Annotated in this window: 21 protein-coding genes and 2 pseudogenes; 13 read left to right on the forward strand and 10 right to left on the reverse strand. The window is 71.8% G+C overall.

Translation table 11 applies throughout. The annotated features are described in order from the left end of the window. Positions 1-14: 14 nt before the first annotated feature. From ABD329_RS15540 to ABD329_RS15570, 7 genes and pseudogenes are all read left to right on the forward strand, one after another. Positions 15-1,043 carry a 3-oxoacyl-[acyl-carrier-protein] synthase III C-terminal domain-containing protein gene (locus tag ABD329_RS15540; RefSeq protein WP_198278533.1) on the forward strand — a complete coding sequence of 343 codons (1,029 nt, stop codon included), beginning with the start codon at positions 15-17 and terminating at the stop codon, positions 1,041-1,043. Then, positions 1,040-2,494: a cytochrome P450 gene (locus ABD329_RS15545; protein WP_198278532.1), complete on the forward strand. Its 1,455-nt coding sequence runs from the start codon at positions 1,040-1,042 to the stop codon at positions 2,492-2,494. Before ABD329_RS15540 ends, ABD329_RS15545 begins: the two co-directional genes overlap by 4 nt. A 10-nt stretch (positions 2,495-2,504) precedes the next feature. Then, positions 2,505-3,614 carry a Rieske 2Fe-2S domain-containing protein gene (locus tag ABD329_RS15550; RefSeq protein WP_214665119.1) on the forward strand — a complete coding sequence of 370 codons (1,110 nt, stop codon included), beginning with the start codon at positions 2,505-2,507 and terminating at the stop codon, positions 3,612-3,614. A gap of 44 nt (positions 3,615-3,658) precedes the next feature. Next, positions 3,659-4,075 (forward strand): annotated as a pseudogene (locus ABD329_RS15555) (3-hydroxyacyl-CoA dehydrogenase family protein); the annotation flags it as partial. Further along, complete coding sequence (locus tag ABD329_RS15560; RefSeq protein ID WP_198278530.1) at positions 4,072-4,362, forward strand: acyl carrier protein; 291 nt, start codon at positions 4,072-4,074, stop codon at positions 4,360-4,362. The pseudogene ABD329_RS15555 and the gene ABD329_RS15560, both read left to right, overlap by 4 nt. Beyond that, positions 4,355-5,461, forward strand: coding sequence for an acyl-CoA dehydrogenase family protein (locus ABD329_RS15565; protein ID WP_198278529.1), 1,107 nt, complete (start codon positions 4,355-4,357; stop codon positions 5,459-5,461). Before ABD329_RS15560 ends, ABD329_RS15565 begins: the two co-directional genes overlap by 8 nt. A gap of 63 nt (positions 5,462-5,524) precedes the next feature. After that, positions 5,525-5,716, forward strand: a pseudogene (locus ABD329_RS15570) (HAD-IIIC family phosphatase); the annotation flags it as partial. A 30-nt stretch (positions 5,717-5,746) separates the two neighbouring features. Here ABD329_RS15570 and ABD329_RS15575 read toward each other — a convergent pair. Genes ABD329_RS15575 through nthB form a run of 3 tightly spaced genes read right to left on the reverse strand, consistent with a single transcriptional unit; the run spans position 5,747 to position 7,376 of the window. Further along, positions 5,747-6,109 carry a nitrile hydratase accessory protein gene (locus tag ABD329_RS15575; protein WP_198278528.1) on the reverse strand — a complete coding sequence of 121 codons (363 nt, stop codon included), beginning with the start codon at positions 6,107-6,109 and terminating at the stop codon, positions 5,747-5,749. After that, positions 6,106-6,708, reverse strand: coding sequence for a nitrile hydratase subunit alpha (nthA, locus tag ABD329_RS15580; protein ID WP_198278527.1), 603 nt, complete (start codon positions 6,706-6,708; stop codon positions 6,106-6,108). Before nthA ends, ABD329_RS15575 begins: the two co-directional genes overlap by 4 nt. After that, on the reverse strand, positions 6,705-7,376 hold the full coding sequence (gene nthB / locus ABD329_RS15585) for a nitrile hydratase subunit beta (RefSeq protein WP_198278526.1): 672 nt from the start codon (positions 7,374-7,376) through the stop codon (positions 6,705-6,707). Before nthB ends, nthA begins: the two co-directional genes overlap by 4 nt. 91 nt (positions 7,377-7,467) lie before the next feature. Between nthB and ABD329_RS15590 the strand changes: the two genes are divergently transcribed. Next, entirely contained in the window at positions 7,468-8,352 is an 885-nt protein-coding gene (locus tag ABD329_RS15590) for an NAD-dependent protein deacetylase (protein ID WP_198278525.1), read from the forward strand. A gap of 51 nt (positions 8,353-8,403) precedes the next feature. Here the strand turns inward: ABD329_RS15590 and ABD329_RS15595 are convergent, their stop codons facing one another. Further along, a complete protein-coding gene (locus ABD329_RS15595; protein ID WP_198278524.1) occupies positions 8,404-9,540 on the reverse strand; it encodes a YeiH family protein in 1,137 nt (378 codons plus the stop codon). Between the two features lie 108 nt (positions 9,541-9,648). On the opposite strand from ABD329_RS15595, the gene ABD329_RS15600 reads away from it, so the two are divergent. Next, positions 9,649-10,557: a LysR family transcriptional regulator gene (locus tag ABD329_RS15600; protein WP_198278523.1), complete on the forward strand. Its 909-nt coding sequence runs from the start codon at positions 9,649-9,651 to the stop codon at positions 10,555-10,557. Between the two features lie 30 nt (positions 10,558-10,587). Here the strand turns inward: ABD329_RS15600 and ABD329_RS15605 are convergent, their stop codons facing one another. Continuing rightward, positions 10,588-11,061 (reverse strand): MarR family winged helix-turn-helix transcriptional regulator, encoded by a 474-nt coding sequence (locus tag ABD329_RS15605; protein WP_198278522.1) that lies wholly within the window; start codon positions 11,059-11,061, stop codon positions 10,588-10,590. Between the two features lie 113 nt (positions 11,062-11,174). Between ABD329_RS15605 and ABD329_RS15610 the strand changes: the two genes are divergently transcribed. Both ABD329_RS15610 and ABD329_RS15615 read left to right on the forward strand, forming a co-directional pair. Continuing rightward, the gene (locus ABD329_RS15610; protein WP_198278521.1) at positions 11,175-12,479 is read left to right on the forward strand and encodes an amidohydrolase family protein; all 1,305 of its coding nucleotides are present in this window, start codon (positions 11,175-11,177) and stop codon (positions 12,477-12,479) included. A 110-nt stretch (positions 12,480-12,589) separates the two neighbouring features. After that, positions 12,590-14,023 (forward strand): amidase, encoded by a 1,434-nt coding sequence (locus ABD329_RS15615; protein ID WP_344316507.1) that lies wholly within the window; start codon positions 12,590-12,592, stop codon positions 14,021-14,023. A gap of 25 nt (positions 14,024-14,048) precedes the next feature. Here ABD329_RS15615 and ABD329_RS15620 read toward each other — a convergent pair whose 3' ends face one another. Beyond that, on the reverse strand, positions 14,049-14,462 hold the full coding sequence (locus ABD329_RS15620) for a DUF4345 domain-containing protein (protein WP_198277959.1): 414 nt from the start codon (positions 14,460-14,462) through the stop codon (positions 14,049-14,051). Positions 14,463-14,552: 90 nt separating this feature from the next. Between ABD329_RS15620 and ABD329_RS15625 the strand changes: the two genes are divergently transcribed. Continuing rightward, entirely contained in the window at positions 14,553-15,182 is a 630-nt protein-coding gene (locus ABD329_RS15625) for a TetR/AcrR family transcriptional regulator (RefSeq protein WP_198277958.1), read from the forward strand. Positions 15,183-15,272: 90 nt separating this feature from the next. On the opposite strand, the gene ABD329_RS15630 is transcribed toward ABD329_RS15625, so the two are convergent. After that, on the reverse strand, positions 15,273-18,410 hold the full coding sequence (locus ABD329_RS15630; protein ID WP_198277957.1) for a discoidin domain-containing protein: 3,138 nt from the start codon (positions 18,408-18,410) through the stop codon (positions 15,273-15,275). 289 nt (positions 18,411-18,699) lie between these two features. Then, positions 18,700-19,329 carry a TetR/AcrR family transcriptional regulator gene (locus ABD329_RS15635; RefSeq protein WP_198277956.1) on the reverse strand — a complete coding sequence of 210 codons (630 nt, stop codon included), beginning with the start codon at positions 19,327-19,329 and terminating at the stop codon, positions 18,700-18,702. A gap of 393 nt (positions 19,330-19,722) precedes the next feature. On the opposite strand from ABD329_RS15635, the gene ABD329_RS15640 reads away from it, so the two are divergent. Then, positions 19,723-21,732, forward strand: a complete 2,010-nt coding sequence (locus tag ABD329_RS15640; protein WP_344316508.1) for a CocE/NonD family hydrolase — start codon at positions 19,723-19,725, stop codon at positions 21,730-21,732. 49 nt (positions 21,733-21,781) lie between these two features. Here ABD329_RS15640 and ABD329_RS15645 read toward each other — a convergent pair whose 3' ends face one another. Both ABD329_RS15645 and ABD329_RS15650 read right to left on the reverse strand, forming a co-directional pair. Beyond that, on the reverse strand, positions 21,782-22,930 hold the full coding sequence (locus ABD329_RS15645) for a serine hydrolase domain-containing protein (RefSeq protein WP_198277954.1): 1,149 nt from the start codon (positions 22,928-22,930) through the stop codon (positions 21,782-21,784). A 69-nt stretch (positions 22,931-22,999) separates the two neighbouring features. After that, positions 23,000-23,911: a helix-turn-helix transcriptional regulator gene (locus ABD329_RS15650; RefSeq protein ID WP_246618553.1), complete on the reverse strand. Its 912-nt coding sequence runs from the start codon at positions 23,909-23,911 to the stop codon at positions 23,000-23,002. Between the last annotated feature and the right edge of the window lie 137 nt (positions 23,912-24,048).

A 24,048-nucleotide genomic window follows, 5' to 3' on the forward strand; every position in this document is an offset into this window, starting at 1 on the left:
CGGAGGAGACAGCAGTGTTGTGGCAGGACATCACGATCGCCGGGACCGGGGCGTGGATACCCCCCATCAGGCCCGAGCACCAGCCGACGGGCGGGCCGGGCGCCGGGCAGCCCTCCATCATGGCGCTCAACGGATTCACCTCGGCCGCCGTCTCGAAGGACGACACGGCCACCCAGATGGCGGCCCGGGCCGCGCTCAAGGCACTGCGCCACGCGGACGTCGCCAGTGCCTCCTTGAGCCTGCTCGTGCACGCCGGTTTCCAGGACCCGGACCACTACACGCCCTCGGCCTATCTGATGCGGGTGCTGGGCGGAAAGGACACCGCCGGGATCGAGGTCGGCGCCGCCAGTGACGGCGGGGCCGCCGCGCTCGTCGCCGCGGCCGACCACCTCGCCGCCCGGCCGGACGCGAAGGCCGCGCTGGTCACGACCGGTGCCCGGTTCCCGGACGAACGGTGGGGCTATTCCCGGGAGTTGGGTTATGTGGCCGGTGACGCCGGCGCCGCCGCCGTCCTCACCCGGGGCACGGGCTTCGCCCGCCTGGTGGCGACCGCCCATGTCACGGAGTCGCGGCTGGAGGGGCAGACCCGGACCAGGGCGGGCCACACCGGTGTCGCCCGGCGGTCCCCCGTCGAGGAGACCGGGTTCATGCCCCATATCGACGTGCTGCGACGGGCCACCCACCGCTGCGTCCAGACCGTCCTCGACGAGGCCGCCGTGAAACCGGCGGACATCGCGCACGTGGTGCCCATCGCGATCGGGTCGGTCGTGCTCGACATGCTGCTCTCCGGCTCACCGCTCGGCCTCCGTGCCGACGACACCAGCTGGACCTACGGCCGGCACCTCGGCCACGCCGGCCCGTCCGACGTCCTGCTCGCCCTCGACCGGGCGTTCCGCTCCGGCACGCTGCGGGCCGGGGAGCGCGTCCTGGTCGTGAGTTTCGGGGTCGGCTTCCGCTGGACCACCGCGCTGCTCGAGATCACCCGCGATCCCGTCGCCATGGCACCGGCCGGTCGCTCACACACAGAAGGAGGTTGGTCATGACGGACACGAGTACGGCGACCGCCGCGTCGGTGCCGCTGGCTCCGCGGGCCCTGCCGCTGCTGGGCCATGCGCTGCCGCTGCTCCGCGATCCGCTGGCGTTCATCATGTCCCTGTCCGGCTACCGCGAGATGGTCCGCGTCCGGCTGGGCCCGAGCACCGCCATGATGATCTGCGATCCGGACCTGACCCGGCAGGTGTTCCTGAACGACCGGGTCTTCGACAAGGGCGGCCCGATCTACGACCGGATCCGCGAGGTCATCGGCGACGGCCTGTCCACCTGCCCGTACCCCCTGCACCGTCGGCAGCGGCGGCTGTGCCAGCCGTCGTTCCACCCCACCCGGCTCGCCGGGTACGGGGCGGTGTTCGCCCGGGCGGCCGAGGCGAAGGCGGGATCCTGGCGCGATGGCGACGTCCTCGACATCACCCAGGAAATGATGACGCTGACGACGCGCGCCACCATGGAGACGATGTTCAGCGGCTCGCTCCCGGCGGAGACCATGCGGCGGGCCCTCGCCGACACCTCCACCATCGTGACCGCGTTCTTCCGCCGGATGATGACACCGGCCCTGCTGCGCCGGGTGCCGACTCCGCGGAAGCGGCGGTACGACCAGGCCCGCGACCGGCTGTCGGCCACCATCGCGGAGATCATCGCCGAGCGGCGTGCCGATCCGACCGACCATGCCGACCTGCTCTCCACGCTGGTCGCGGCGGTCGACGAGGAGAGCCGGGACGGCCAGAAGCAACTGAGCGACACCGAACTGGCGGACGAGGCCCTCACGTTCTTCCTCGGCGGGATGGAGACCACGGCCATCACCCTGGCCTGGGCGATGCATCTGCTCGCCACGAGCCCGGACGTCCAGCGCCGGCTCCAGGCCGAGACCCATCAGGTCCTGGCCGGTGGGAAGGTCGATCCCGCGCGGCTGCCCTCGCTCGACCTGGCCGCCCGGGTGGTGACCGAGACACTGCGGCTGTATCCGCCCGCCTGGATGATGACCCGCGCGGTCCGGCAGGACACCGAGCTCGGCGGGGTACAGCTCAAGGGCGGCAGCACCATCGTGCTCAGCCCGTACCTGCTGCACCGCAGGCCGGACCTCTACCCCGAGCCCGACCGGTTCGACCCGGACCGCTGGCTCGGCGGCCAGCCCGACCGGGCCGCCTACATCCCGTTCGGCGCCGGGGCGCGCAAGTGCATCGGGGACCAGTTCGCCCTCACCGAGGCCATCCTGGCCCTCACCGCCATCGTCGCCCGCTGGGAGCTGACCCCCGTCGGCGACCAGCCGTTCCAGCCCAAGGTGGAGACCAGCCTGAGTTCGCGCGGGCTGCGCCTGCGGATCAGTGAGCGGCGGACGAGCGGCACCGGCGACGCCGAACCGCACTCGGCCACGCCGCGGTCCACACCCGCCCACCCGTCCACGCCACCGGGCGCCGGCGGCTGCCCGGTGAAGCACTAGGAGTGATGCCGTGAAGCCTCACCTGAAGCCCCTGGTGAAGCAGCTTCTCAACGCCCGGAGGGTCCGCCTGCCCAGCGCGGCCCCGGCCGACAGTCTGCGCACTCCTTCCCTCCCCTGTCCGAACGGGTGGTTCTGCCTGGCCTTCACCGACGAGGTGCGACCCGGCTCCGTCACCACCCGTCCGCTCGCGGGCACGGAGGTCGTCCTCTACCGCACGGCCAAGGGCGTGCTGCGGGCCGTCCCGCCCCGGTGCCCGCATCTGGGGGCGCATCTCGGGGTCGGCGGTTCGGTCGAGGGCGAGGACATCGTCTGCCCCTTCCACCGGTTCGCGTTCGACCCGGCCGGTACCTGTGTGCGCACGGGTTACGACAGACCACCGCCGAAGGCGTCGCTGGCGCAGTACCCGGTGTGCGAGGCCAACGGCTCGATCTACGTGTGGTGGCATGCCCTCGGCATGCCTCCGCGGTGGGAGGTCCCGGTCTTCCCCATGGACGACCGGCAACCGTACAGCCACGACACCTTCGACATCGCCGGTCACCCGCAGGACGTCATCGAGAACGCCTTCGACTGGGGTCATCTGCCGGCGTTGCACGGCCTCAAAGGTCTCGACATCGAGGGCACTCCGGTGGCCGGGGAACCGACCAGCACCGTCACGGCGACCGCCCGCGGCACCATGATGCGCGGGTTCCGCCAGTCCTACACGCTCACGGTGATCGGACTGGGCACCATCGCGGCGCGCACGGTCCTGCCAGGGGACGCGGGCACCCTCTATGTGATGCTCCACGCGACCCCCACCAGCCCGGGGCGCATCCAGCTCCGGTTCGGTACGAAGCTGGAGCTGAACGGCATCCCCGGTGTGCCCGGGGCGGTGGGGCGCGCGGCGGCGATGCCCGTCGCCCGGCTGCTCAGCGCCGTCCTCCAGCGGGTGGCGAGCGTGGACACCGGCGCGGACCTGCTGATGTGGCACTACCAGGAGCATGTCGAGCACCCGAAGCTCGCCAAGGGCGACGGTCCGATCGGCCGGTACCGGCAGTGGGCGCAGCAGTTCTACACCGACCCCACGGACGATCTCATGCCACCGCGACCTCCCCGGGCCGGCGCCAGCCGCTCGGAGGAGTGACCACCGGCGACGGCGGCCCGGGAGCACGCGATCCGCTCCCGGGCACGGTCGAGGTCATCCGGGGCACCCGCACCGGGGAGGCCACCCTGGACGCGCTGCGGGCGCTGCTCGCCGCGCTGCGCCGGGAGCCGATCGTGGTCGACGACGCGCCGGGCTTCGTCACCAGCCGCATTCCGCACCCCATGATCAACGATGCGGTGCGGGTGGTGGCGGCCGGTACCGCGAGCGCCGAGTCGGTCGACCGGCTCATGCGGGGGTGCCTGGGTCATCCGACGGGCCCGCTGCGCACCGCCGACCTCATCGGTCTTGACAACCTGGTCGACTCGCTGTGGGTGCTGCACAGCCGGACCGGTGACGAAGGGTGCCGCCCCTGCGATGTGCTGCTGGAGATGGTGCGGGCCGGCCACCTCGGCCGCAAGAGCGGGCGCGGCTTCTACGAGTACGAGGGAGAACAGGCATGACCACGTCATCCGATCGACCGGTGCCGGACTCCAGCGCCGTCCAGACGGAAATGCTGGGGTACCTGACGAAGCGTACGGGGACCACCTGGGCAACCGACAAGGACGTCTTCGGCTCCGGCGGACTGTCCTCGCTCTTCGCCATGGAGCTGGTGGTGCACCTGGAGACGTCGTACGGCATCGCCATCCGCGGCGCCGATCTGCGGATGGAGAACTTCCGCACGGTGCGGCGGATGGCCGCGCTGGTCGAACGGCTCCGGCAGCCCGCCCCCGGCGGCCCCGGTGCGTGAGCCCGTCGCCTCGGCGGCCTCGGCGGTCACCGAACTGGTCGGCGACCGGGCGTCCGGCTGGGACCGGGCGGGCCGGCTGCCCGAGGACCTGGTGCGGAAGCTGGCCGCCGCCGGGCAGCTCGCCGCCCAGATCCCGGCGGAGTACGGCGGACCGGGCTGGAGCAGCGCGGACAACGGCGAGTTCACCGCCCATGTCGGCAGTCTGTGCGGCTCGCTGCGGAGCGTCATGACCTCGCAGGGCATGGCCGCGTGGACCGTGGAACGGCTCGGTGACCCGGCGCAGGCGGCGGAGCTGCTGCCGCGGCTCGCCTCGGGCGGGACGGCGGCCGTGGCCTTCAGCGAACCCCAGGCGGGCAGCGACCTGTCGGCCATCGAGACCACCGTCACGGTCGACGGGGACACCCTGCTGCTCAACGGCCACAAGAAGTGGGTGACCGCCGCCGACTACGCCGATCTCATCCTGGTCGTCGCCCGGATGGACGAGGGAGGTGCCGTGGTGGTCGTGGACCGGACCGCCCCCGGGGTGCGGGTGCGGCGGGTGGCCGATCCGCTGGGCTGCCGGGCGGCCGGGCACGCGGAAGTCCGGCTGGACGATGTGCGGTTGCCGCTCGGCAGGCTGCTGGGCGGCGGTCGGCAGCCGCTGTCCCTGCTGGTGACGACGGCCCTGGCGTACGGCCGGATGTCCGTCGCCTGGGGCTGTGTCGGAATCCTGCGGGCCAGTGTGGCGGCGGCCGTCGAACACGCCGGATCCCGGCACCAGTTCGGCCGGCCGCTGGGGCGGCACCAGCTCGTCGCCCGGCACCTGGCCGACCTGTGGACCGCCGAGCAGGTCGCCACCCGGGCCTGCGAGCACGCCAGCCGCTGCTGGGACGACAACGACGCCGGTCTGGTCCCCGCCATCGTGCTGGCGAAGTACGTCAGTGCCGGGCACGCGGCCAAGGGGGCGGCCGCCGCGGTCCAAGTGCTCGCGTCGGCCGGGGCGCAGGACGGTCATGTCGTCGCGCGGGCGTACCGCGACGCCAAGCTCATGGAAATCATCGAGGGCAGCAACGAGGTGTGCCAGCTGATTCTGGCCGACCACGCGCTGGGCCGAGGGTGACCTGACGTCGTCCTGTCCGAGGCGATCCGGGATGTGATCACCGGCCTGCACCGGGAGGCACGGCATCTCATGCTGCTCGCCACCTCGTGCCGGGTGGTGGCGTTCGGCGCCGGGACGATGATCCCGAACTGGCTGGACGACCAGGCCGGGCGGGCCGGTGTCCATCTGCTGGCCGACTTCCGCCCCACCGACCGCAACCGGATGATGGAGATCGCCTACCGGTTCGCCGGTTTCGACGAGCGGCCCTGCGCCTGCCGGGGGTGACCGCGCGGCGCGGGGCGAGGCTCACGCTCCTTGACCGTGCGAGTGGCCGTCCCGGTGGTCGTGGCCCGGGGAACGTCGCGCCAGGGCGTGGGCGCGTGCGTCCACGTCGTCCGTGGAGACGACGCGCAGGCCGACGAGCACGTCCTCCAGGGCGGCCAGCCAGAGCCGGTAGTAGCGATATGGCTCGTCCTGTGCCGGAGCGCTCTCCCAGGCCGCGATCCGGGCGATCAGCGCGGCCTGGAACCGCGGCCAGCTGAACGCGCCCGCCTCGTACAGGCCGACGGCCATGGCGAAGGCGCGGCCCTCCCAGGGTTCGGCGAACACCAACTCGCCGTTGGAGCGCGGTGGCGCGGCCGGACCCTCGATGTCCAGCGGCGCGGTCATGGCGCCGCCACCTTGGCCACGCCGACCATCGCGTCCCGGGTCACCAGCGGCACGAGTTCCTCCTCGGAGAGGTGCTCGGTGCCGGGCGGACGCTCGGGCAGTACGAACCAGCGCACCTCACTGGTGGAGTCGTGGACGGTGATCCGCACGTCGTCGTCGAGTTCGAGTCCCATCTCGGACAGCACCGTGCGGGGCTCCTTCACCACGCGTGCGCGGTAGGCGGGGTCCTTGTACCAGCTCGGCGGCAGACCGAGCACCGGCCACGGGTAGCACGAGCACAGGGTGCACACCACCACGTTGTGGGTGGTCGCGGTGTTCTCCACGACGACGATGTGCTCGCCCTGCGCCCCCGAGAAGCCGAGCTCGGCGATGGCCGCCGTGCCATCGTCGAGCAGCCGCCGCCGGTACTCCGGGTCGGTCCAGGCCCTGGCGACGACCTTGGCGCCGTTGAGCGGGCCCACGTTGGTCTCATAGGTGGTGATCAACCCGTCCATCACCTTCGGGTCGATCAGGCCCCGCTCGGTGAGCAGTTGCTCGAGCGCCTCGGTGCGCAGGGCCGCGGGAAGGGGCTCGCCCGGCCCGTCGTCGGTGGCGGTCATGAGGTGTTCTCCAGATAGCTCTCGAACAGGTCGACGGTGAGCGCGAAGGGTTCGGCGTCGGCGCCCCACAGCTCGCGGGAGGCGAATCGCACCGAGTAGACGTGGCACGGATGCTCGCCCTGGAAGTGGGCGTTGGTGTCCGGCAGCACGAAGGCGGGCTGGACGATCTCGACCGTCCCGGTGTGTCCCCGTACATAGCCCGGCAGCCGGGTGTGCCCGGGCACCGGCAGGGCCTTGGCCCGTACCCGCTCGCCGACGGCGAAGGCGGGGGCGGTGGCCACGGAACGCAGCGAGCCCTCGGCGGTCGGCGCGTAGTCGGGTACCGCGGGCTCGGGGACCGGCGGCTCCGCCACGTGTTCGCCCCGCAGGTTGCGGGCGCGGGCGTCGAGGGCACCCGGCGCCAGGATGGCGCTGTCGGTGAGCATCAGCTCCGCGCCGTTGAGCCACCGCCCGAAGTAGCCGTCGTCCAGATAGGCGGCCCGGTCCAGACGCTCGAGCGCGTGCCGGAAGGCGTCCAGGTTGACCCCGCCGTACGCGATGCGGCCGGAGAGAGTCGCCAGCGCGAACGCCCGGCCCTGCCAGGTCTCCTCGAAGACCGGCTCAGCACGCCTCGGCGGATGAACGGGACCCCATCCCGGGGTACCGCCCATATCGGCAATCCCCTCCACGACACCACTCCCCAATTGCGGACATAATGGACCATATGCCCGAATCGTATACGCCAGGTGTCATCCGCGCCGCGTTCCGTACTCTGGCGGCATGCGCATGCGCCCAACTTTGAGCTGGACCCCAGCCGAGGACCTGCCGCCGGGCAGTACCGATCTGGCGCCGGTCGCCGACGCGCTGAGCACCGGCGGCGTACTGGTGCTCAGCGGGGCGGGCATCTCCACGGAGTCGGGCATCCCCGACTACCGGGGCGCGGACGGAAGCCTGAGCCGGCACACCCCGATGACCTACCAGGACTTCACCGCCGGCGCCCCGGCCCGGCGCCGGTACTGGGCCCGCAGCCACCTCGGGTGGCGCACCTTCGGCCGCGCCCGCCCCAACGCCGGACACCGGGCCGTGGCCGCGTTCGCGCGGCACGGCCTGCTCTCGGGCGTGATCACCCAGAACGTCGACGGCCTGCACCAGGCGGCCGGCAGCGAGGGCGTCGTCGAACTCCACGGAAGCCTGGACCGGGTCGTCTGCCTCTCCTGCGGCACCTTCAGCCCACGCCGCGAACTCGCCCGGCGGCTGGAGGAGGCCAATGCGGGCTTCGCGCCGGTGGCCGCCGGAATCAACCCGGACGGCGACGCCGATCTCACCGACGAACAGGTCGGGGACTTCCGCGTGGTGCCCTGTACGGTCTGCGGCGGCATCCTCAAACCGGACGTGGTGTTCTTCGGTGAAGCCGTACCGCCGAAGCGGGTCGAGCACTGCCGCGAGCTGGTCCGTGGGGCGGCCTCGTTGCTGGTCCTGGGCTCCTCACTGACGGTGATGTCCGGGCTCCGGTTCGTCCGCCAGGCGGCCCAGGCCGGAAAGCCGGTGCTGATCGTCAACCTCGACCCGACCCGGGGCGACCGGCACGCCGTCACCCGGGTCGCGCTCCCACTGGGAACGGCCCTCTCCGCCGTGGCCGGCCAACTGGGCATCCCCGGCCAGTAGCCCGATCCGTGGTCCTTCTCCATGCGGGCGACTTCGCGGCCGGGCTCCCGCTCACAGGGAACCGGTCAGGAGTTGGAGAACGAGGCTGGTGACCGAGACCACCACCCACAGACAGGCACCGAGAACGAGCGGCCGGGCGCCGGTGCGGCGCAGTGCGGCGAGGTCGGTGGACAGGCCCGTCGCGGAGAGCGCGACGGTGATGAGGAAGACCGAGAGCTCACCGAGTCCGTGGTGGGCGGCGGCCGGGATGAGACCGATGCCGTTCGCCGCGGTCATCAGCAGGAAGCCGATCAGGAACCCGGGCACCAGCTTGACCACCCGAAGCCGGGGGCGGGCCGTGGCCTCCGCCGCGGCCACGGCGCGGTCGCGGCGTCGCACCAGCCAGGCCAGTCCCACGCAGATGGGGATGATCATGAGGCTGCGGGTGAGCTTGACGACGACCGCGTGGTCCGCCGCGGTCCCGCCGTAGCTGGTGGCCGCGGCGACCACCGAGGACGTGTCGTTGACCGCCGTCCCCGCGAAGAGGCCGAAGCTGTGCCCGCTCATCCCCAGGAGGTGGCCGAGCAGCGGGAAGGTGAGCACGGCGGCGACGTTGAACAGGAAGATGGTGGAGACCGCGTAGGCCACCTCCACCCCGGCCGCCCCGATGACCGGGGCGGTCGCCGCGATCGCCGACGCGCCGCAGACGCCCGTGCCCACGCCGATCAGCGTGCGCAGGTCCCCGACGATGCCGAGCCACCGGCCGATGCCGTACGCGGCGGTCAGACAGACCACCAACGAGCCGATCAGCACCGGAATCGAGCCGACGCCCACCTGGACGATCTGGGCCGGCGACAGTTGCGCGCCCAGGACGACGACCGAGGTCTGGAGGACCCGGTTGCTCGCGAAACCGATGCCGGGACGCCACCGTGCTCCTGGCCTCTTCGTGGCGGCCAGCAGCACCCCGAGGACGATCCCGGCCACCGGGCCGCCGACGAGCGGGAGCAGCTCCCCCACCGCCGTGCCCGCCACCGCGAGAGCCAGGACCAGGGCCAGGCCGGGTACGAGAGGGGCCACGGCGGACCGGGGCGCCCGCGCCGGTTCGGCCTCCGGCCGTGCCGGTTCGCCCTCCGGCCGTGCCGGTTCGCCCTCCGGCCGTGCAGCAGCCTCCGGCCGTGCGGGGGCCGTGCGGTCCAGGTCTTCGCTCATGGCCTCGACTCTGCTGCGGCCCGGGCCGTGGCTGTAGCCCCGAGATCGTGAGGAGGTCATAGCCAAGAGGCATGACTGCCGCCCGGGCCCGGCCCATACCCTGGAGCTATGAGCCAGTTGCCGGATCCGGAATCGCTGCGGCTGCTCGTCCTGGTCGGCGACGTGGGAAGCCTGAGCGGTGCGGCGGCGCGGCTCGGTCTTGCGCAGCCGTCGGCGAGCAAGCGGCTGTCCGCGCTGGAGCGCAGGCTGGGCCTGGTGCTGGTGGAGCGGACGCGGCGGGGATCGCGGCTCACCGACGCGGGCCGGGCCGTGGCGGGCTGGGCGCAGCGGGTCCTTCAGGAGATGGACGCGCTGCTGACCGGCACGGAGGCGCTGCGTACGAAGCGGGACGCCGAGCTGAGGGTGGCGGCCAGCATGACGGTGGCCGAGTGTCTGGCACCGGGCTGGATCGGCGAGCTGCGCCGCACCCGGCCGGAGTTGTACGTCGGCCTCCAGGTGACCAACAGCGAACAGGTTCCGGAGCTGCTCCGCAGCGGGGCGGTGGACCTGGGGTTCGTCGAGTCGCCGCGGGCCCCGGCGGGGCTGTCCGCCCGGCAGGTCGCCCGCGACCGGCTGCTCGTGGTGGTCGCCCCGGGGCACCCCTGGACGCGCCGCCGTCGCCCGCTGAGCGTCGCCGAGCTCGTGGCCGCGCCACTGGTGCTGCGGGAACGCGGATCGGGCACCCGGGAGACCCTGGACCAGGCTCTGCGCAAGGCCGGACTGGGCGAACCGCTGCCCCTCCTGGAGCTGGGGTCGGCGACCGCCGTCCGCAATGCCGTGATCGCCGGAACCGGCCCGGCGGTGATCAGCGAGCTCGCGGTGGCCGCCGATCTCGCCGATGGCCGCCTGGTGTCGGTGGAGGTCGAGGGCATCGAACTACGCCGCGCCTTGCGAGCCGTCTGGGCCTCGGGACGCGTCCCCGTCGGCCCCGCGGCGGAACTCCTGGCCGTGACGAGACGCCGCGGAAAGAAGGCATGAGGCCCTGCGGGGCCGACGCGGCATCGGTCGTCAGGCGGAGACGTCGCCGTGCGCTTCGAGGCGCTCGATCGTCTGCTCGCTCCACGCCCGGATGGCATCGGCCTGCTGTGGAGTGAGCGGGTCGAAGAAGTGGCGGCGGATGTTGCCCGCGTGCCCGGTGATGGCACTCTCCACGGCGCCGCGCCCCTCGGCGGTCAGCCGGGTCCCGGTACGGCGGCCGTGGGCGCCGCTCTCGGTCCGTGCCACGAAACCGCGCTTCTCCATGCGGGTCAGCTGGTGCGAGACGCGGCTCTTCTCCCAGCCGAGCGACTCGGAGAGCTCGCCGACGCGCAGCTCGCGCCCGGCCGCGCGCCACAAGGTCATCAGCACGCTGAACTCGGCCTTCGAGATGCCGAAGTCACGTTGGAGCGCACGGTCGAGCTCCTGGGCGAGCAGCCGCTGCGCACGCGTCCAGGCGCCCCAGAACTCCCACTCCTCGGGGTCCAGATCGCGGGTCTCCGTCATGGCGGAAATCCTACCCGCCGGGATCACCCAGTTGACGCATCAACTCAGTGACGCCTAGAGTTGATGCGTCAACTGAGTCAACCTGCGTCACCTGTGTGAGAGGAGCTCACCCGATGAGGACATTGGTGCGCGGCGGCATGGTGGTCAGCATGGACCCGGCCGTCGGCGATCTCCCGCAGGGCGACCTGCTCATCGAGGACGGCCGGATAGCGGCGATCGCCGCCGACGTGGACACGGCCGACGCCGAGGTCGTCGACGCCCGCGGCAAGATCGTGATGCCCGGTTTCATCGACACCCACCGGCACACCTGGCAGACCGCCTTCCGTGGCATCGGCGCCAACTGGACGTTCCGCGAGTACGGCGCCGCCATGCACGGCACGCTCCGGCCGCACTACCGGCCGGAGGACGTGTACCTGGGCAATCTGCTGGGCCGGATCGAGGCGCTGAGCTCGGGCGTCACGACCATGCTCGACTGGTTCCACTGCTCCGACCGCCCGGAGAACGCCGACGCCGCGATCCAGGCGCTGCGGGACGCGCCGGGCCACTCGGTGTTCTGCTACGGCGCGGGCTTCGCCGACGACTCGATCGCCGCCGAGGTCAAGCGCGTGCGATCCCAACTGACCGACGAGGGAATGGCGTTGGGGCTGCGCGGTCCGCAGCTGACCTCGATGGACACCACCGCGGCCGATGTCGCGCTGGCGCGGGAACTCGGGCTGCGGGTGAGCGTCCACGTACACGCCGCCACGGGCTGGCCCAGCGGGGACCGCCCCATCGCGGAGATGCGTGACCGCGGACTGCTGGATGACCGCACGACCTTCGTGCACGCGAACGGCGTCTCGGACGACCAGGTGGCGATGATGGCCGACGCGGGCTGCTCGGTGACGATCAGCCCGGACGTCGAGCTGAAGATGGGCTTCGGCTGGCCCGAGACCGGCCGCATGCTGGCCGCCGGAATCCGCCCGTCGCTGTCCGTCGACGACTGCCCGTCCGCCGGTGGCGACATGTTCGCCACCATGCGCACGGCGTTCTCCGTCCAGCGCGGTCTGAACGGCGGCCTCACGGCACGGGACTTCGTCGAATTCGCCACGGTGGACGGCGCCCGCACCTGTGGACTCGACGTCCGGACGGGCAGCCTCGGCGTCGGCAAGGACGCCGACTTCATCCTCCTCGACGCCGAGGACCTCACGGTCTTCCCGGTCACGGACCCCATCGGCACGGTCGTCTCCGCCGGTCACCCCGGGCTGGTGGACAGCGTCTTCATCGCCGGAAAGCCGGTCAAGCGAAACGGCCGGCTGCTCGGCGTCGACCTGCCGGCGCTGCGCACCCGGCTGCTGGAGTCCCGCGCCCGGGTCGCCGAGGCGGCAGGCGTGGCGCTCGACGGATCCTGGACACCGAACGCGGGCGCGCCGAGGCGCTGACCGCCGCCGGCACCCGGTCCGTACGGGCCCGAGACGTCCCGACGGGCCCTCGGCGTACGCTGCCGACGTAGCTGCGTTCTGCATCTTCTTGACGGCGGAAGGGCCTGCCCGTGGGCGAGAGTGAGCTGTACTACCGGGACGCGACCGAACTGGCGGCGCTCATCGCGGGACGTCAGATATCCGCCGTGGAAGTGGTGCGGGCGCACCTGGACCGTATCGCGGCGGTCGACCCGGAGATCAACGCCGTGACGGTGACCGCCGAGCGGGCGCTCGACGCGGCGCGCGCCGCCGACCGGGCCGTGCGGGCGGGCACGGCTCTGGGCGCGTTGCACGGCGTTCCGTTCACGGTCAAGGACTCGCTGGACGTGGCGGGGGTGGTCGCCGCACGCGGTTCGGCCCTGTTCCGGGGCCGTGTCCCGGCCACGGACGCGACCGCGGTGGCCAGGCTCCGGGCGGCGGGCGGGATTCCGCTGGCCAAGACGAACCTGCCCGAGTTCTCCTACTGGACCGAGACCGACAACACCATCACCGGCAGGACGCTCAACCCCTGGGACCACGAGCGGACTCCGGGCGGATCGAGTGGTGGGGAATCGGCCGCGATCGCCGCCGGGATGTCCCCGCTCGGGCTGGGCAGCGATGTCGCCATCTCGGTACGGGGGCCGGCCCACGACACCGGCATCGTCGCGCTGAAGGCCACCCGGGGCCGCATCCCGACCACCGGCCACTGGCCCGAGGTCCCCCGGCGCTACTGGCACATCGGTCCGATGGCCCGCAGTGTGCGGGACATCGCGGCCGCGCTGAGGGTCCTCGCGGGGCCCGACGGTGTCGACGGTTACGTGCGGCAGCACCACCCGCACCCTGCCGAGCTGCCCGGGCCGGGGGACATGGCCGGGCCGGGGGACGTGGCCGGGCTGCGGGTGGGCTGGGCGACCGAGCCCGCCTTCGGCCCGGTGGACCGCGAGGTGGCGACCACCGTCAGCGCGGCGGCCGACGCCCTGCGCACCCTGGGCTGCGTGGTCGAACCGGCCCCACTCCCCGAGTTGGAGGCCCTCGACGCGACCGCGCTGAGCGCGGTGCTGTTCACCGCCGAGGTCGTGCCGTACTTCCGGCAGGTCGTCGCCGGACGCGAGTCCGAGCTGCACGGCGTCATCCGGCGCGCGCTGACCGCGCCGGACGTGACGCTGACCGACTATGTCGCCGCCCAGCAACGGGTCGAGGCGCTGAGTTCCATGTTCTCCGGTTACTTCGAGCACTACGACGTCCTGCTGTGCCCCGTGTGCCCCGTCCCCGCGCCGCCGCACGCCCAACGGACATTCGAGGTCGGCGACGTCACCGTCCCGGCGCGCGGCATCATGCGCGCGACGGTCCCGTTCAACCTCACCGGCCTGCCCGCGCTCTCCCTCCCCTTCGGAGCCAGCGGCGGGAAACTGCCGATCGGCATCCAGCTCGTCTCCCGCTGGTACGACGAGGCGACGATCCTGCGGCTCGGTGCGGCCCTGGAGGAGGTCAGCCCGGTCCGGGACCGCCACCCCGACCTCGGCTGACCCGGCCGCCGTGCCCTCCGGCCCCTCACCGACCGGCGGGCACGGCCGCCGCGTCGCCGCGCGGGGTCCGCTCCTCCGCGTCGGCCAGCCAGAGGAAGACCGGCGGCAGGCCGAGCTCGATCACCGCCAGTGCGATCTGGAACCACTGCGGCCAGCCGTGCACGGCGAGCGAGATCAGCCGCCCCACGCCGCCCAGCAGGAAGACCCCGGCCAGCCACCGCACCACCCGGGCCGGGATCGGACGCTGCCGCGCGGCCCAGATCCAGGCCAGCCCGTAGCCGGTGAAGCCGGCGCCCATGAACCGGCCCCAGCTGTCGACCGTCGTACCGGCGGAACCGGCGCCCGGGATCGCCGCGTTGCCGAGTGCCACGTGGTACAGCCCGATCAGCACGCAGGACCAGCCCATCAGCTGAGTGAGTACGCGCAGAGCCCTGGCCATGGTCCCTCCGAGCCGCCTTGGCGAAGCCTAGTTGACACGCGTCTACTAGAGTGGGCGCACCGGTAGACGCATGTCAACTAAGCTCCGTTCGTGCCTCCTCGCCAGCGACTCGCCCCCGCCGACCGCCGCGCCCAGCTCCTCGCCGTCGGCGCACGGCTCTTCGCCGCCCACCCCTACGCCGATGTGCGCATGGAGGAGGTCGCCGAACGGGCCGGTGTCTCCCGGGCCCTGCTCTACCGTCACTTCGCCGGCAAGGAGGCCCTTTTCGCGGCCGTCTACCAGCAGGCGGCGGACCGGCTGCTGGCCGAGACGCGATTCGACCCCACCGACTCCCTGGTGGAGCAGCTCACCCAGGGCATGGACGTCCATCTCGACTACTTCGTGGCGAACCGCAACGCCGTCCTCACCGCGAACCGGGTGCTCGCGGGCGACCCGGTGATCCAGACGATCATGACGAACGAACTGGACGCGCTCCGCGCGCGGCTGCTGACCGTACTCCCACTCGCGGACGAGAGCGCACGCGAGGCCGTGTCCGGCGCCCTGAAGAGCTGGCTGGTCTTCGTCCAGACCCTCTGCGTCGACTGGCTCACCCACGAGACCTGCACCCGCACCCAACTGCGCGACGTCTGCATCGGCGCGGCCATCGGCGCCCTCCGCCCGCTGTTCGCCGAGGACCCCGCGCCCGACTGGCCGCCACACCGGCCGGGCGCGGTCACCTAGGGCGTGTGCTCACCCGGCACCCCGACCGACGAGGCGCCGGCCGTTGGACAACGCCGTCCCCGGCTACCCCAGCTGGTGGGCGCGGGGCGGTCAGCGCACCGTCAGGCGCCGCAGGCGGGGCGCCGCCGCTTGCGCCGGCCCGTCGATCTCGAGGCTGACGTAACGGGCCGTCCCGGCGGCGGTCAGTCGGCGTACGCGGCCCCGGCCGGTGAGGGTCCCGGCGTCCCGGTAGGTGATGCCGTCCGTGCTGAAGCCGACCTTCGCGCCCGGCACCGCGCCCGCCGTCCACTCGGTCTCCACCAGGCGGACCGGGCGGGCCGCGCCGAGGTCCACGACCATGCGGCCGCGCGGGCCCGGCTTCCAGGCCGTGTGGGCGTCGCCGTCCACCGCCGCGGCGGGGTCGGACATGCCCTCGGGCAGCGGGCTCGTGGGGAAGACGGTCCTGCCGAGGGCCAGGTCGTCGTGCGGGTGGGCGGCCGCGCCGGCAAGGACGACGGTGATCGTCCGGTCCGCCCTGACGACGGCGACCTCGCTGTGCCCCTGGGCCCGGACGCGCAGGGTGCAGGAGGCTCCGGACAGACGCACCGTCGCGCCGTCGACGACCTGGACCCGCAGGCCCGACGGCAGACCCCGGCCGGTGAGAGAGGTGAGCGTGAAGCGCGGCGGCAGCACGACCGCCGTGGCGGCGGGCAGGGCGGCCTCGAAGGACGTGCCGTCGGCGGTCAGCGTCTGCGTGCCCTCGAAGACCACCGTGTCCGTGCCGGTGCGCGGGATCGTGATCCGCGTCCTGACGGACTCGCCGGAGAGGTTGAACAGGGTCAGGTGTCCGTCCGTCAGCGTCGTGCGCACCTCGGTGGCCTCCGCCGTGGGCGCGGCCCCCCGGGCGATCGCGCGCAGCTTCCCGGCCGACGTGCCGGGAAAGCCCTCGACGAGGAGCGGTGCCGCCGGGCCGTCAGCAAGGACGATCTTGTCGTCGTAGACGCCGATCGGGTTCCGGCCCTCACGCACCACGAGCCCGGCGCGGCCGTCGACATCGAGCCAGCCGCCGCGGCTGTTCACCGCCGGCCGCGGCCCGGTCGCCAGGTCCCGCCAGACCCGGCCGTCCGAGGAACCCTGGACGCGGTACGCGCGGCCGGCCGCCGATTCCCAGGCCAGGGTGACCCGGTCGATCCTGCGCTCGGCGCCGAGGTCGACGGCCAGCCAGCTGTCGGCGCGCGGACGGTCGGCCCTCGACACCGCCCAGCGGGTGGCCGCGTCGCCGTCGACCGCGAGCGGCGCGCCCTTCCCGGCGTCGGCCGACGAGGCGGTGGCGGACCCGCCGCGCGCGAGGTCCGTGCCCTGGGCGCCGTCGCGCACCTCGAAGGCGTACAGGGAGTACCCGTAGGCCGGGTCGGGCCGCACGCCGAGCATGCGGACGTGGCGCACCGTCGCGGGGGCGAAGCCGAGGTCGTCGACCCGTCCGGCGGCGGGTGGGTCGGTGGCGGTGTCGCGGGCGCGGACGGTCGCCTCGCCCTCCTCGAAGCGGTAGGTGCGCGCGCCGTCGAGCCCCGGCATGCCGGGCATCGTCAGGTTGTGCACCTCGAGGTGGCCCTCGGCGTCGGCGATGCCGCCGCTCGCGTAGACGATCGAGCCCGTAGGAAGCGTCGCGAACCCGGCCCAGCCGCCGTCGAGGCGCAGCAGCGTCGCGCTGCCGTCGAAGCCGTCGCGCGGGGACTCGTACACGCGCACGGTACGGCTCTGGACCTTCGCGGCGGTGGCGGGCAGGAACATGGGGGTCGCTCCGCTGAGCCGGAACAGCCAGTCGTCGTGGTCCGGCTGCCAGGCGAACTTCACGAACCCGGGCTTCGTCACGGCGCCGGCCCACGCGGTCGGCGACTGGTGCGACACCAGGCCGGGGCCGGTCCCGAAGTCCGTGACACCGGAGGCGTGCTCGAACAGTTCCGCGCGCGACAGCGCCTCCACGGGCCGCCCGGACGCCGCCGCCCACACGTGCAGCAGATAGCTGATCGCGATCTCGGCGCGCGCCTCCGGCTCGTACTTCGGCTCCCCCGAGAACTTCGCCATCCGGTGCTCGGGCGGGTACTGCTGGTACGCCTCAAGCCGCGACGCCAGCTCCCGCTCCGCGCGCGCCGCGGCCCGGTCGCGCATCACCTGGGAGAGGAAGGCGAGCGGGACGACGTCCCTGCCGTAGAGGTGCTCGCGGTCGCCCACCATCGGCATCAGCGGTTCGCCCGCGTCGCTCATGACGCCCAGCAGGGTGCGCCACAGCGGCTGGGCGTTCGGCTGCCGCGCGAGGACCTGCGGGAGGGGGCGTCCGGCGGCCAGGAAGTGCGCGGCGTTGCGGCCGGAGGTGCGCCACAGCTCCTCCTGGTAGTGCGGGCCGAAGGAGCCGTGGTTCTCGACGATGAAGGTGTCGTACAGATTGCGGGCGGTGTTCTCGGAGACGGCGACGCCGTCCACGCGGGCGGGGTTGGCGAGGTCGGCGGGCGGCAACCCCGCCTCATTGCGCGACCAGATGCCGTACCACCTGGCCCAGTCGGCGGCCCGGCGGTCGTCGTGGGCCCATGCGAGCGCCGGTGCGAGGGTCTGCGCGTACAGGCCCATCTCCTCCAGCTTGGTGTCGCCGACGTGTCCGCCGTCCAGGCCGTTCGGCGTCCAGTCGCCCGAGGCGGGGTCGTCGCCGCTGCCCAACGACACGGTATAGGCGGCCTGTTCGCGGACGATGGTCTCGACGTTGTGCCGCGTCGCGGTGTCGAGGTCCTGCCACAGCAGCCGGGCGGCGAGGACGAAGTACGACTGGAAGGTGGTGTCGAAGAAGAGCGTGCGGCCCCACTCGTCGCCGCCGGTGAGCCGGTTCGACGCGGCGAAGTGACGGATGGTGGCGAGCGTGCGCCGCTCGAGGGTCTCCCGGTCGGTGCCCGCGCGCGCCGCGTCGTAGGTGCCGTGGGTGAGCAGGACCGCGTTGCCGAGGACCACGGCGAACCCGAAGTCCTTGGCGGTGTAGTGCCCCTGGGCCTCGTTCCACTGCGTCTCGGACCACCGGGTGTGGTCCAGGAGCACCCGCAGATAGGTGGCCGCGACGGCGTCGGGCGGCGTGTCGGTGCCTCCCCGTGCCGCATGGGCACTCGCCGCGGCTCCGGCGAGCGGGGGCAGGGCGGCAAGCGCGCCCGTGAGACCGGCGAGGTGCAGGAAGCGGCGGCGGTCGAGGAGCAGGGGCGGGTGCGACACGGGAACGACACCTCGGGGGCTAGACAACGTTGTCAGAGCGTGTCGCACATTCTTCGGCCACTCCGGTATGCGCGTCAACGGGTGTGACGTCAGCCGTTCGGACAGCCGACGAAGGTGTCCACCCCATACATCGTCACCGGCCGCGCGTACCCACAGGCGTCAGAATGCCACCGGCAGCGCGTCGAGGGCTTGGCACACCTCGGCCGCGCGCCCGCCTCCGGACCATGGCCGTTCAGGGGCGCGGGACTCCGGATGGTCCGACGCGGCAACTCGGGCCGTACGTCGCACGTCACGTCGGCGACCGCGGAGGCACGAGCAGCGCCTGTAGAGCCGGACCGACGCGCCGGACGATCGCCTCGCGGTCTTCCTCGGCGAGCACGGAGACTCGCACGATCTGCCGGCCGACGGTGATGCCGATCAGCATGGCGGACGCGAGAGCGGCGCGGAGCTCGGCGTCATGAGGGTCCGACCCGAAGCGCCGGACGCCTTCGGACAGTCGCGATTCGATGAACTCCCGCAGCTGTGCGCCCGCCTGTTCGTTGGAGACCGCTCCACGCAGCATCGCCCGCAGCGCGTCGGCGTCGGGCTGATCGCCCTCCCAGACGGCGAGATACGCCCGGACAGCCTGCTCACCGACCGATTCCGGAGGACCGCTGAACGCGCCCGCGATACGGGAGAGCGCCTCGGGCGAGATCGACATCACCGCTCCGAAGAGCTCGTCCTTCGACCGGAAGAACTGCATGACGAGTGCGGCGTCGACGCCGGCGTCCGCGGCGATCGCGCGGATCGTCGCGCCCTTGAACCCGGCCGCGGCGAACTGCCGACGCGCGGCATCGAGCACCGCCTGGCGGGTCGCGTTCCGTCCGGGCCTTCGGCCGCGCCGCGCAGGCGGCTCCCGTGTGTCGAGTCGCTCAGCCATGCCGGCAGTGTACGGTGAGCACGCGATATCAACGCCTGTTGATATGTTGCCGCGGTGCACCGACGGCGACCGCCGCGGTGCACCCGCGGCGACCACGCCTCCTACCTCCAGCGCCCGTTCAGCACGCCCAAGGAAGAGCCCATGACGCAGACAGGTTTACTGGCCGGCCCGATCACCGGTCTCAGCTACGAAACCCCCACTCACCAGGGGCTCACGGGACCAGAGGGGGAATTCCTGTACGAGGAGGGAGAACGGGTCGCTTTCCTCGTCGGGGCGACACCCATCGGCAACGTCTCCGCCCGCCCCCGGGTGAACCTGGCGCAGATCGTCGCCCGTGTGGACGGTGATGTCGCCAAGCTGCGCGACCCCGGACTGACGAACATCGCCCGATTCGTGTTCACCCTCGGCCGGAAGAACGTCCGGGACCACGGGACACAGATCGCCCCAGAGGTCCACGACATCATCGGCCGCCGGCACATCGATTTCCGGCACGACGCCGACTTCACGGGCACCGCTGCCGCGGACAAGGTCCAGGCGTTCACCGACGACCCGGTCATCGCCGAGATCCTGCGGCATCTGAACGAAGCCGGAGTCTTCGAGGACACCGGCCCGCGAACTCTGTGCACGCCGGCGAACGCCCGGAATGAAGTGCGCCGCAACGCGATGGGCATCCTGCGGTTCCGCGACGTCAAGATCCCGCTGCGAAACGGCGAGCACGTCCTCGCAGACGTGTTCCGGCCCGCCCAGCCAGGCACCTACCCGGTCGTCATCAGCTCGGGGCCCTACGGCAAGGCGTTCCACCACCACTCCATCGCGACCGTCGCCGACCTCGAAGAGCACGAGCTCATGGAGGACGACTACTTCTGCGGCAATCCCGGCGGGCAGCCATTCGAGAACCACGAAACGGTCAACACCGCATCCTGGGTTCCCGACGGATACGCGGTCGTACGAACGGACATGCCCGGCGCCGGCAACAACCCCGGACGGCTCGCCCCCTGGGGGATCGCCGGAGCCGAGGCCCTTCGCGACTGCATTGACTGGGCCGGGGTTCAACCATGGTCGAACGGCAACGTCGGCACCTGGGGCATGTCATACCTCGCGATGAGCCAGCACCAGGCCGCCAGCCTCCAGCCCAAGCACCTCAAAGCGATGATCGCCATCGGCACCGACGTGGACCTCTACGAGGAGGTCGCCTACAACGGCGGAATCTTCAACGAGCAGTTCTGGCCCGTCTGGAAGGCGAACGGGATCGACCCCGCAGTCGTGGGAACGCCCGACATCGCGGACTTCATCCCAACCCTGAAGGACAGCCCCTTCCGCGACACCGACCCCGACGCCGTATTCGGACCACGGGCTGAGGTCTTCATGAGCCCCGACCTGACCGACGTCACCGTCCCCCTCTGGGCAGTTGCCGCGACGACGCACTCCGCTCACTTCCACCAGCTCGGCGGCAGCAACGCCTATCTGGCCACGCCGACCGCGAACAAGAAGCTCGACCTCTGGGACGACTGGTTCCAGAAGTCCTACGCCGAGGAGACCGTCGCCGCGCACAAAGCCTTCTTCGACCACTGGCTCAAGGGAGTCGACAACGGGATCATGGACGTCCCGCCCGTGCGCCTGGAGATCCGGACTGGCAACGGTGCCGCGCACATCCTCCACGAGAACGAGTGGCCCATCGCACGCACCGAGTACCGCCGCTGGTACCTCGACGCCACTCGCGCACAGACGGCCCAGCCGGCCGGAGAGCGACAGTTCCTCCGGCTGGAGACGACCGAGCCGACCGCCTCGGCGCAGACGGCATATCCGGCCGAGATCGCGCTGGTTCCTCCTGCCCGCGGAGCGGCCTTGCGTGTCGATGCCGCATCGGCCCAGTCCGATCCGCACGCCACCGGCTGCTCGTTCCTCAGCGCCCCGCTGACCGCCGACGCGATTCTCGCCGGATACGGAAAAGTCGGCTTGACGGTCTCGTCCACCAGCCACGACATGGACATCTACGTGTCAGTACGGGTCATCGACGAGACCGGCCACGAAGTCGATTTCACCGGGTTCGCCACGAGCGGCTTCGGCGATCGTCCCATTCCTCTCATGAAGGGCTGGCTGAAAGCCTCGCACCGGAAAATCGACGAAGAACGCAGCACGAACTACACCGTCAAACACACCCATCGCAAAGCCGACTACGCGGAGCTCGTCCCGGACGAGGAGGTCGAGGTCGAAATCGAGTTGGTCCCCAGCACCGGGCTGCTCAGAAAGGGCCAGCGCATCCGCGTCGACGTGCAGCCCTACGACGGCGTCGCGCACGGCATGCACCACGCCTACGACCCCGCCTACCACGACGGGGCCGTCAACAGAGTGCACACAGGACCGTCCCGCCTGGGCTACGTGCAACTGCCGATCGTTGGTTGACACCGCCCTGGGTGTGTTGTCCCGTCACCAACATGCCGGGGCAACACACCTAGGCGTTGCTCCGAAGCGCCTCGTAGATGGCCGTGACGTAGGCGCCACTTCGGTCGGAACCGATGATGCCGGGAGCCATCCTGTTCATCATGTAGGAGATCGTCATGCGCCGGTCGAGGTCCATGATGATCATTGACCCGCCCCAGCCTCCCCAGAAGCAGATCCTTCCCTCGGGGATCCAGGCGATGGTCTCCTTCTTGGGCAACGCATAGCCGACACCCCACCGCACCGGGATGCCGAGGACCAGGTCCACACCGTTGGCCTGTTCATTGAAGATGAGATCGATCGTGTCCGGGCCGAGCAGCCGGACGCCGTCGACCTCACCACCGCGGGCGATCGCGGACAGCATACGTGCGACGGAGCGGGCGTTGCCGTGCCCGTTGATCGCGCCCATGTCCGCGCGGCGCCAGTCCGGTGTGTTGGCGTCGGTCGCCTCCAGGTAGGGTCCGGTCGCGGCCCTGACGCCCGGGTGGTCCGGCCCCAGGGCGTCGGTGTCGATCCGGATGGGGGGTGGCGGAATCACGTTCGCGATCCGGCCCCAGTCCTCCTCGGCGGCACCGATCTGGAAGTCGGCGCCCAGCGGGCCGGCGATCTCCTCGGCGACGAACCGCTTCAGGGGCTTTCCGGACACGCGGCGGATGACCTCGCCGAGCAGATGGCCGAAGTTCGTCAAGTGATAGCCCGAGGCCGTTCCCGGCTCCCACCACAGGGCCTGCGCGGCCATCCGCGCGGTGGACCCCTCCCAGTCGTAGAGGTCCTCGAGCACGGCAGGCTGGTCGAGACCGGCGACCCCGGAGGTATGCGAAAGAAGGTGGCGGATTTCGACGTTCTGTTTGCCGTTGGCGGCGAATTCGGGCCAGTACTCGGCCACCGGTGCGTGGACGTCGAGTTGGCCGCGGTCGACGAGCATGAGCGCCGCCAGGCTGGTGACGGTCTTCGTCGTCGACCACACATTGGTGATGGTGTGTTCGTCCCACGCCACGGTGCGAGCCGGGTCGCGGAAGCCGCCCCACAGATCGATGGCGACGTCGCCGTCGATGTCGAGGACCAGCGACGCGCCCAGTTCCTCGCCGGAGGCCACGTTCTCCTCGATCTTGGCGCGGACAGCGTCGAATCGGGCGTCGTGCCTTCCGTCTACGTTGCTCATGGCGGCTGACGCTAACACCGGACCGCGGCACCAGAAGCCGGATCTGAATTCGTCCCCCGGGTCCGCGATTTAATCCGGCAGGAGGCGGCTCAGGCGATCCGTCGTCTCCGTGCCGGGCACGGGTTGAAGCAGGAGAAGCCGCTGCCGGGACAGTGGGCTGGCGAGTATGACGCAGTCCAGGTCAAGGCGCCCCACCTGCTCGCTGAACACGGATTTCGTCGAGCAGCGCAGCGTCGACACCCGGTGCTGGTCCCACATCTCGGCGAACTCCGCACTGGCCGCACGCAGATCGGAGACCAGGGTCGCGGCGGCGGGATCGTGGCCGCGCTGGGTGGCGGTGGCCCTGAGGTCGGCCACGTACAGCAGGCTGGTCGCCTCTTCCTCCTCCGGCGACGCCGAGCGCAGTACGGAGCGCCAGTGCGGGGAGGTGAACCAGTGCCAGGTCAGGTTCCTCTCGTGGCCGGGCCGGTCGGTGAACGTGCCGAACAGGGCAGTGTTCAAGGGGTTCTGTGCCAGGACGTTGGAGAGGTCGTCCGTGATGAGCGCGGGTGTCGTGGCCGCCACCGCGTCCAGGGTGTACGACAGCCCCGGGTCGAGGTAGTCCGGGGGTTCGGCAGGCGTCGGGGGCGCGTGCCCGGCCAGCAGGTACAGATAGTTCCGTTCGTCGGGTGTCAGTCGCAGGGCGGTCGCGATGCTCGCGAGTATCGCGACCGATGGCTGGGGGCCACGTGCCTGCTCGAGACTCTCGTAGTACGCCGTGGACATGTTGGCCATCGCCGCCACCTCGTCGCGGCGCAGCCCGGGAGTCCTGCGCCGGGCGCCCGGGGCGAGGCCGAGGTCCTCCGGACGCAGGGCCTCACGGCGGCGGCGGAGGAAGTCCCCCAATTGGATCCGGTCCGTCACCTGGGTCCCCGGGGTGGGCATCCAGTCCGGGTCCGCGTCGGCGACCGGATCGTGGGCCACGTCGAGAGGGCGCTTCATGAGGTACATCGTCGCACCGGGGGCCGCGTCCAGCGCATCTGGGCGGCGTCCCGAGGGCCGCCCGTTTTATCCACCGGCCGTCAGTACGTGGCTGAGCTGTTTGCCCGTCCCCGGCGCGTGTCTATGGTCCTGCTGTC

This window comes from Streptomyces javensis (assembly GCF_039525925.1).
GTDB lineage: Bacteria > Actinomycetota > Actinomycetes > Streptomycetales > Streptomycetaceae > Streptomyces > Streptomyces asiaticus.

Excerpts from the sequence above, each read along its gene's own strand:
- ABD329_RS15545 (WP_198278532.1), top strand. The coding sequence starts at position 1,040 with ATGACGGACACGAGTACGGCGACCGCCGCGTCGGTGCCGCTGGCTCCG.
- ABD329_RS15560 (WP_198278530.1), top strand. The coding sequence starts at position 4,072 with ATGACCACGTCATCCGATCGACCGGTGCCGGACTCCAGCGCCGTCCAG.
- ABD329_RS15575 (WP_198278528.1), bottom strand. The coding sequence starts at position 6,109 with ATGACCGCGCCGCTGGACATCGAGGGTCCGGCCGCGCCACCGCGCTCC.
- nthA (WP_198278527.1), bottom strand. The coding sequence starts at position 6,708 with ATGACCGCCACCGACGACGGGCCGGGCGAGCCCCTTCCCGCGGCCCTG.
- ABD329_RS15590 (WP_198278525.1), top strand. The coding sequence starts at position 7,468 with ATGCGCATGCGCCCAACTTTGAGCTGGACCCCAGCCGAGGACCTGCCG.
- ABD329_RS15595 (WP_198278524.1), bottom strand. The coding sequence starts at position 9,540 with ATGAGCGAAGACCTGGACCGCACGGCCCCCGCACGGCCGGAGGCTGCT.
- ABD329_RS15600 (WP_198278523.1), top strand. The coding sequence starts at position 9,649 with ATGAGCCAGTTGCCGGATCCGGAATCGCTGCGGCTGCTCGTCCTGGTC.
- ABD329_RS15605 (WP_198278522.1), bottom strand. The coding sequence starts at position 11,061 with ATGACGGAGACCCGCGATCTGGACCCCGAGGAGTGGGAGTTCTGGGGC.
- ABD329_RS15610 (WP_198278521.1), top strand. The coding sequence starts at position 11,175 with ATGAGGACATTGGTGCGCGGCGGCATGGTGGTCAGCATGGACCCGGCC.
- ABD329_RS15620 (WP_198277959.1), bottom strand. The coding sequence starts at position 14,462 with ATGGCCAGGGCTCTGCGCGTACTCACTCAGCTGATGGGCTGGTCCTGC.
- ABD329_RS15635 (WP_198277956.1), bottom strand. The coding sequence starts at position 19,329 with ATGGCTGAGCGACTCGACACACGGGAGCCGCCTGCGCGGCGCGGCCGA.
- ABD329_RS15645 (WP_198277954.1), bottom strand. The coding sequence starts at position 22,930 with ATGAGCAACGTAGACGGAAGGCACGACGCCCGATTCGACGCTGTCCGC.
- ABD329_RS15650 (WP_246618553.1), bottom strand. The coding sequence starts at position 23,911 with ATGAAGCGCCCTCTCGACGTGGCCCACGATCCGGTCGCCGACGCGGAC.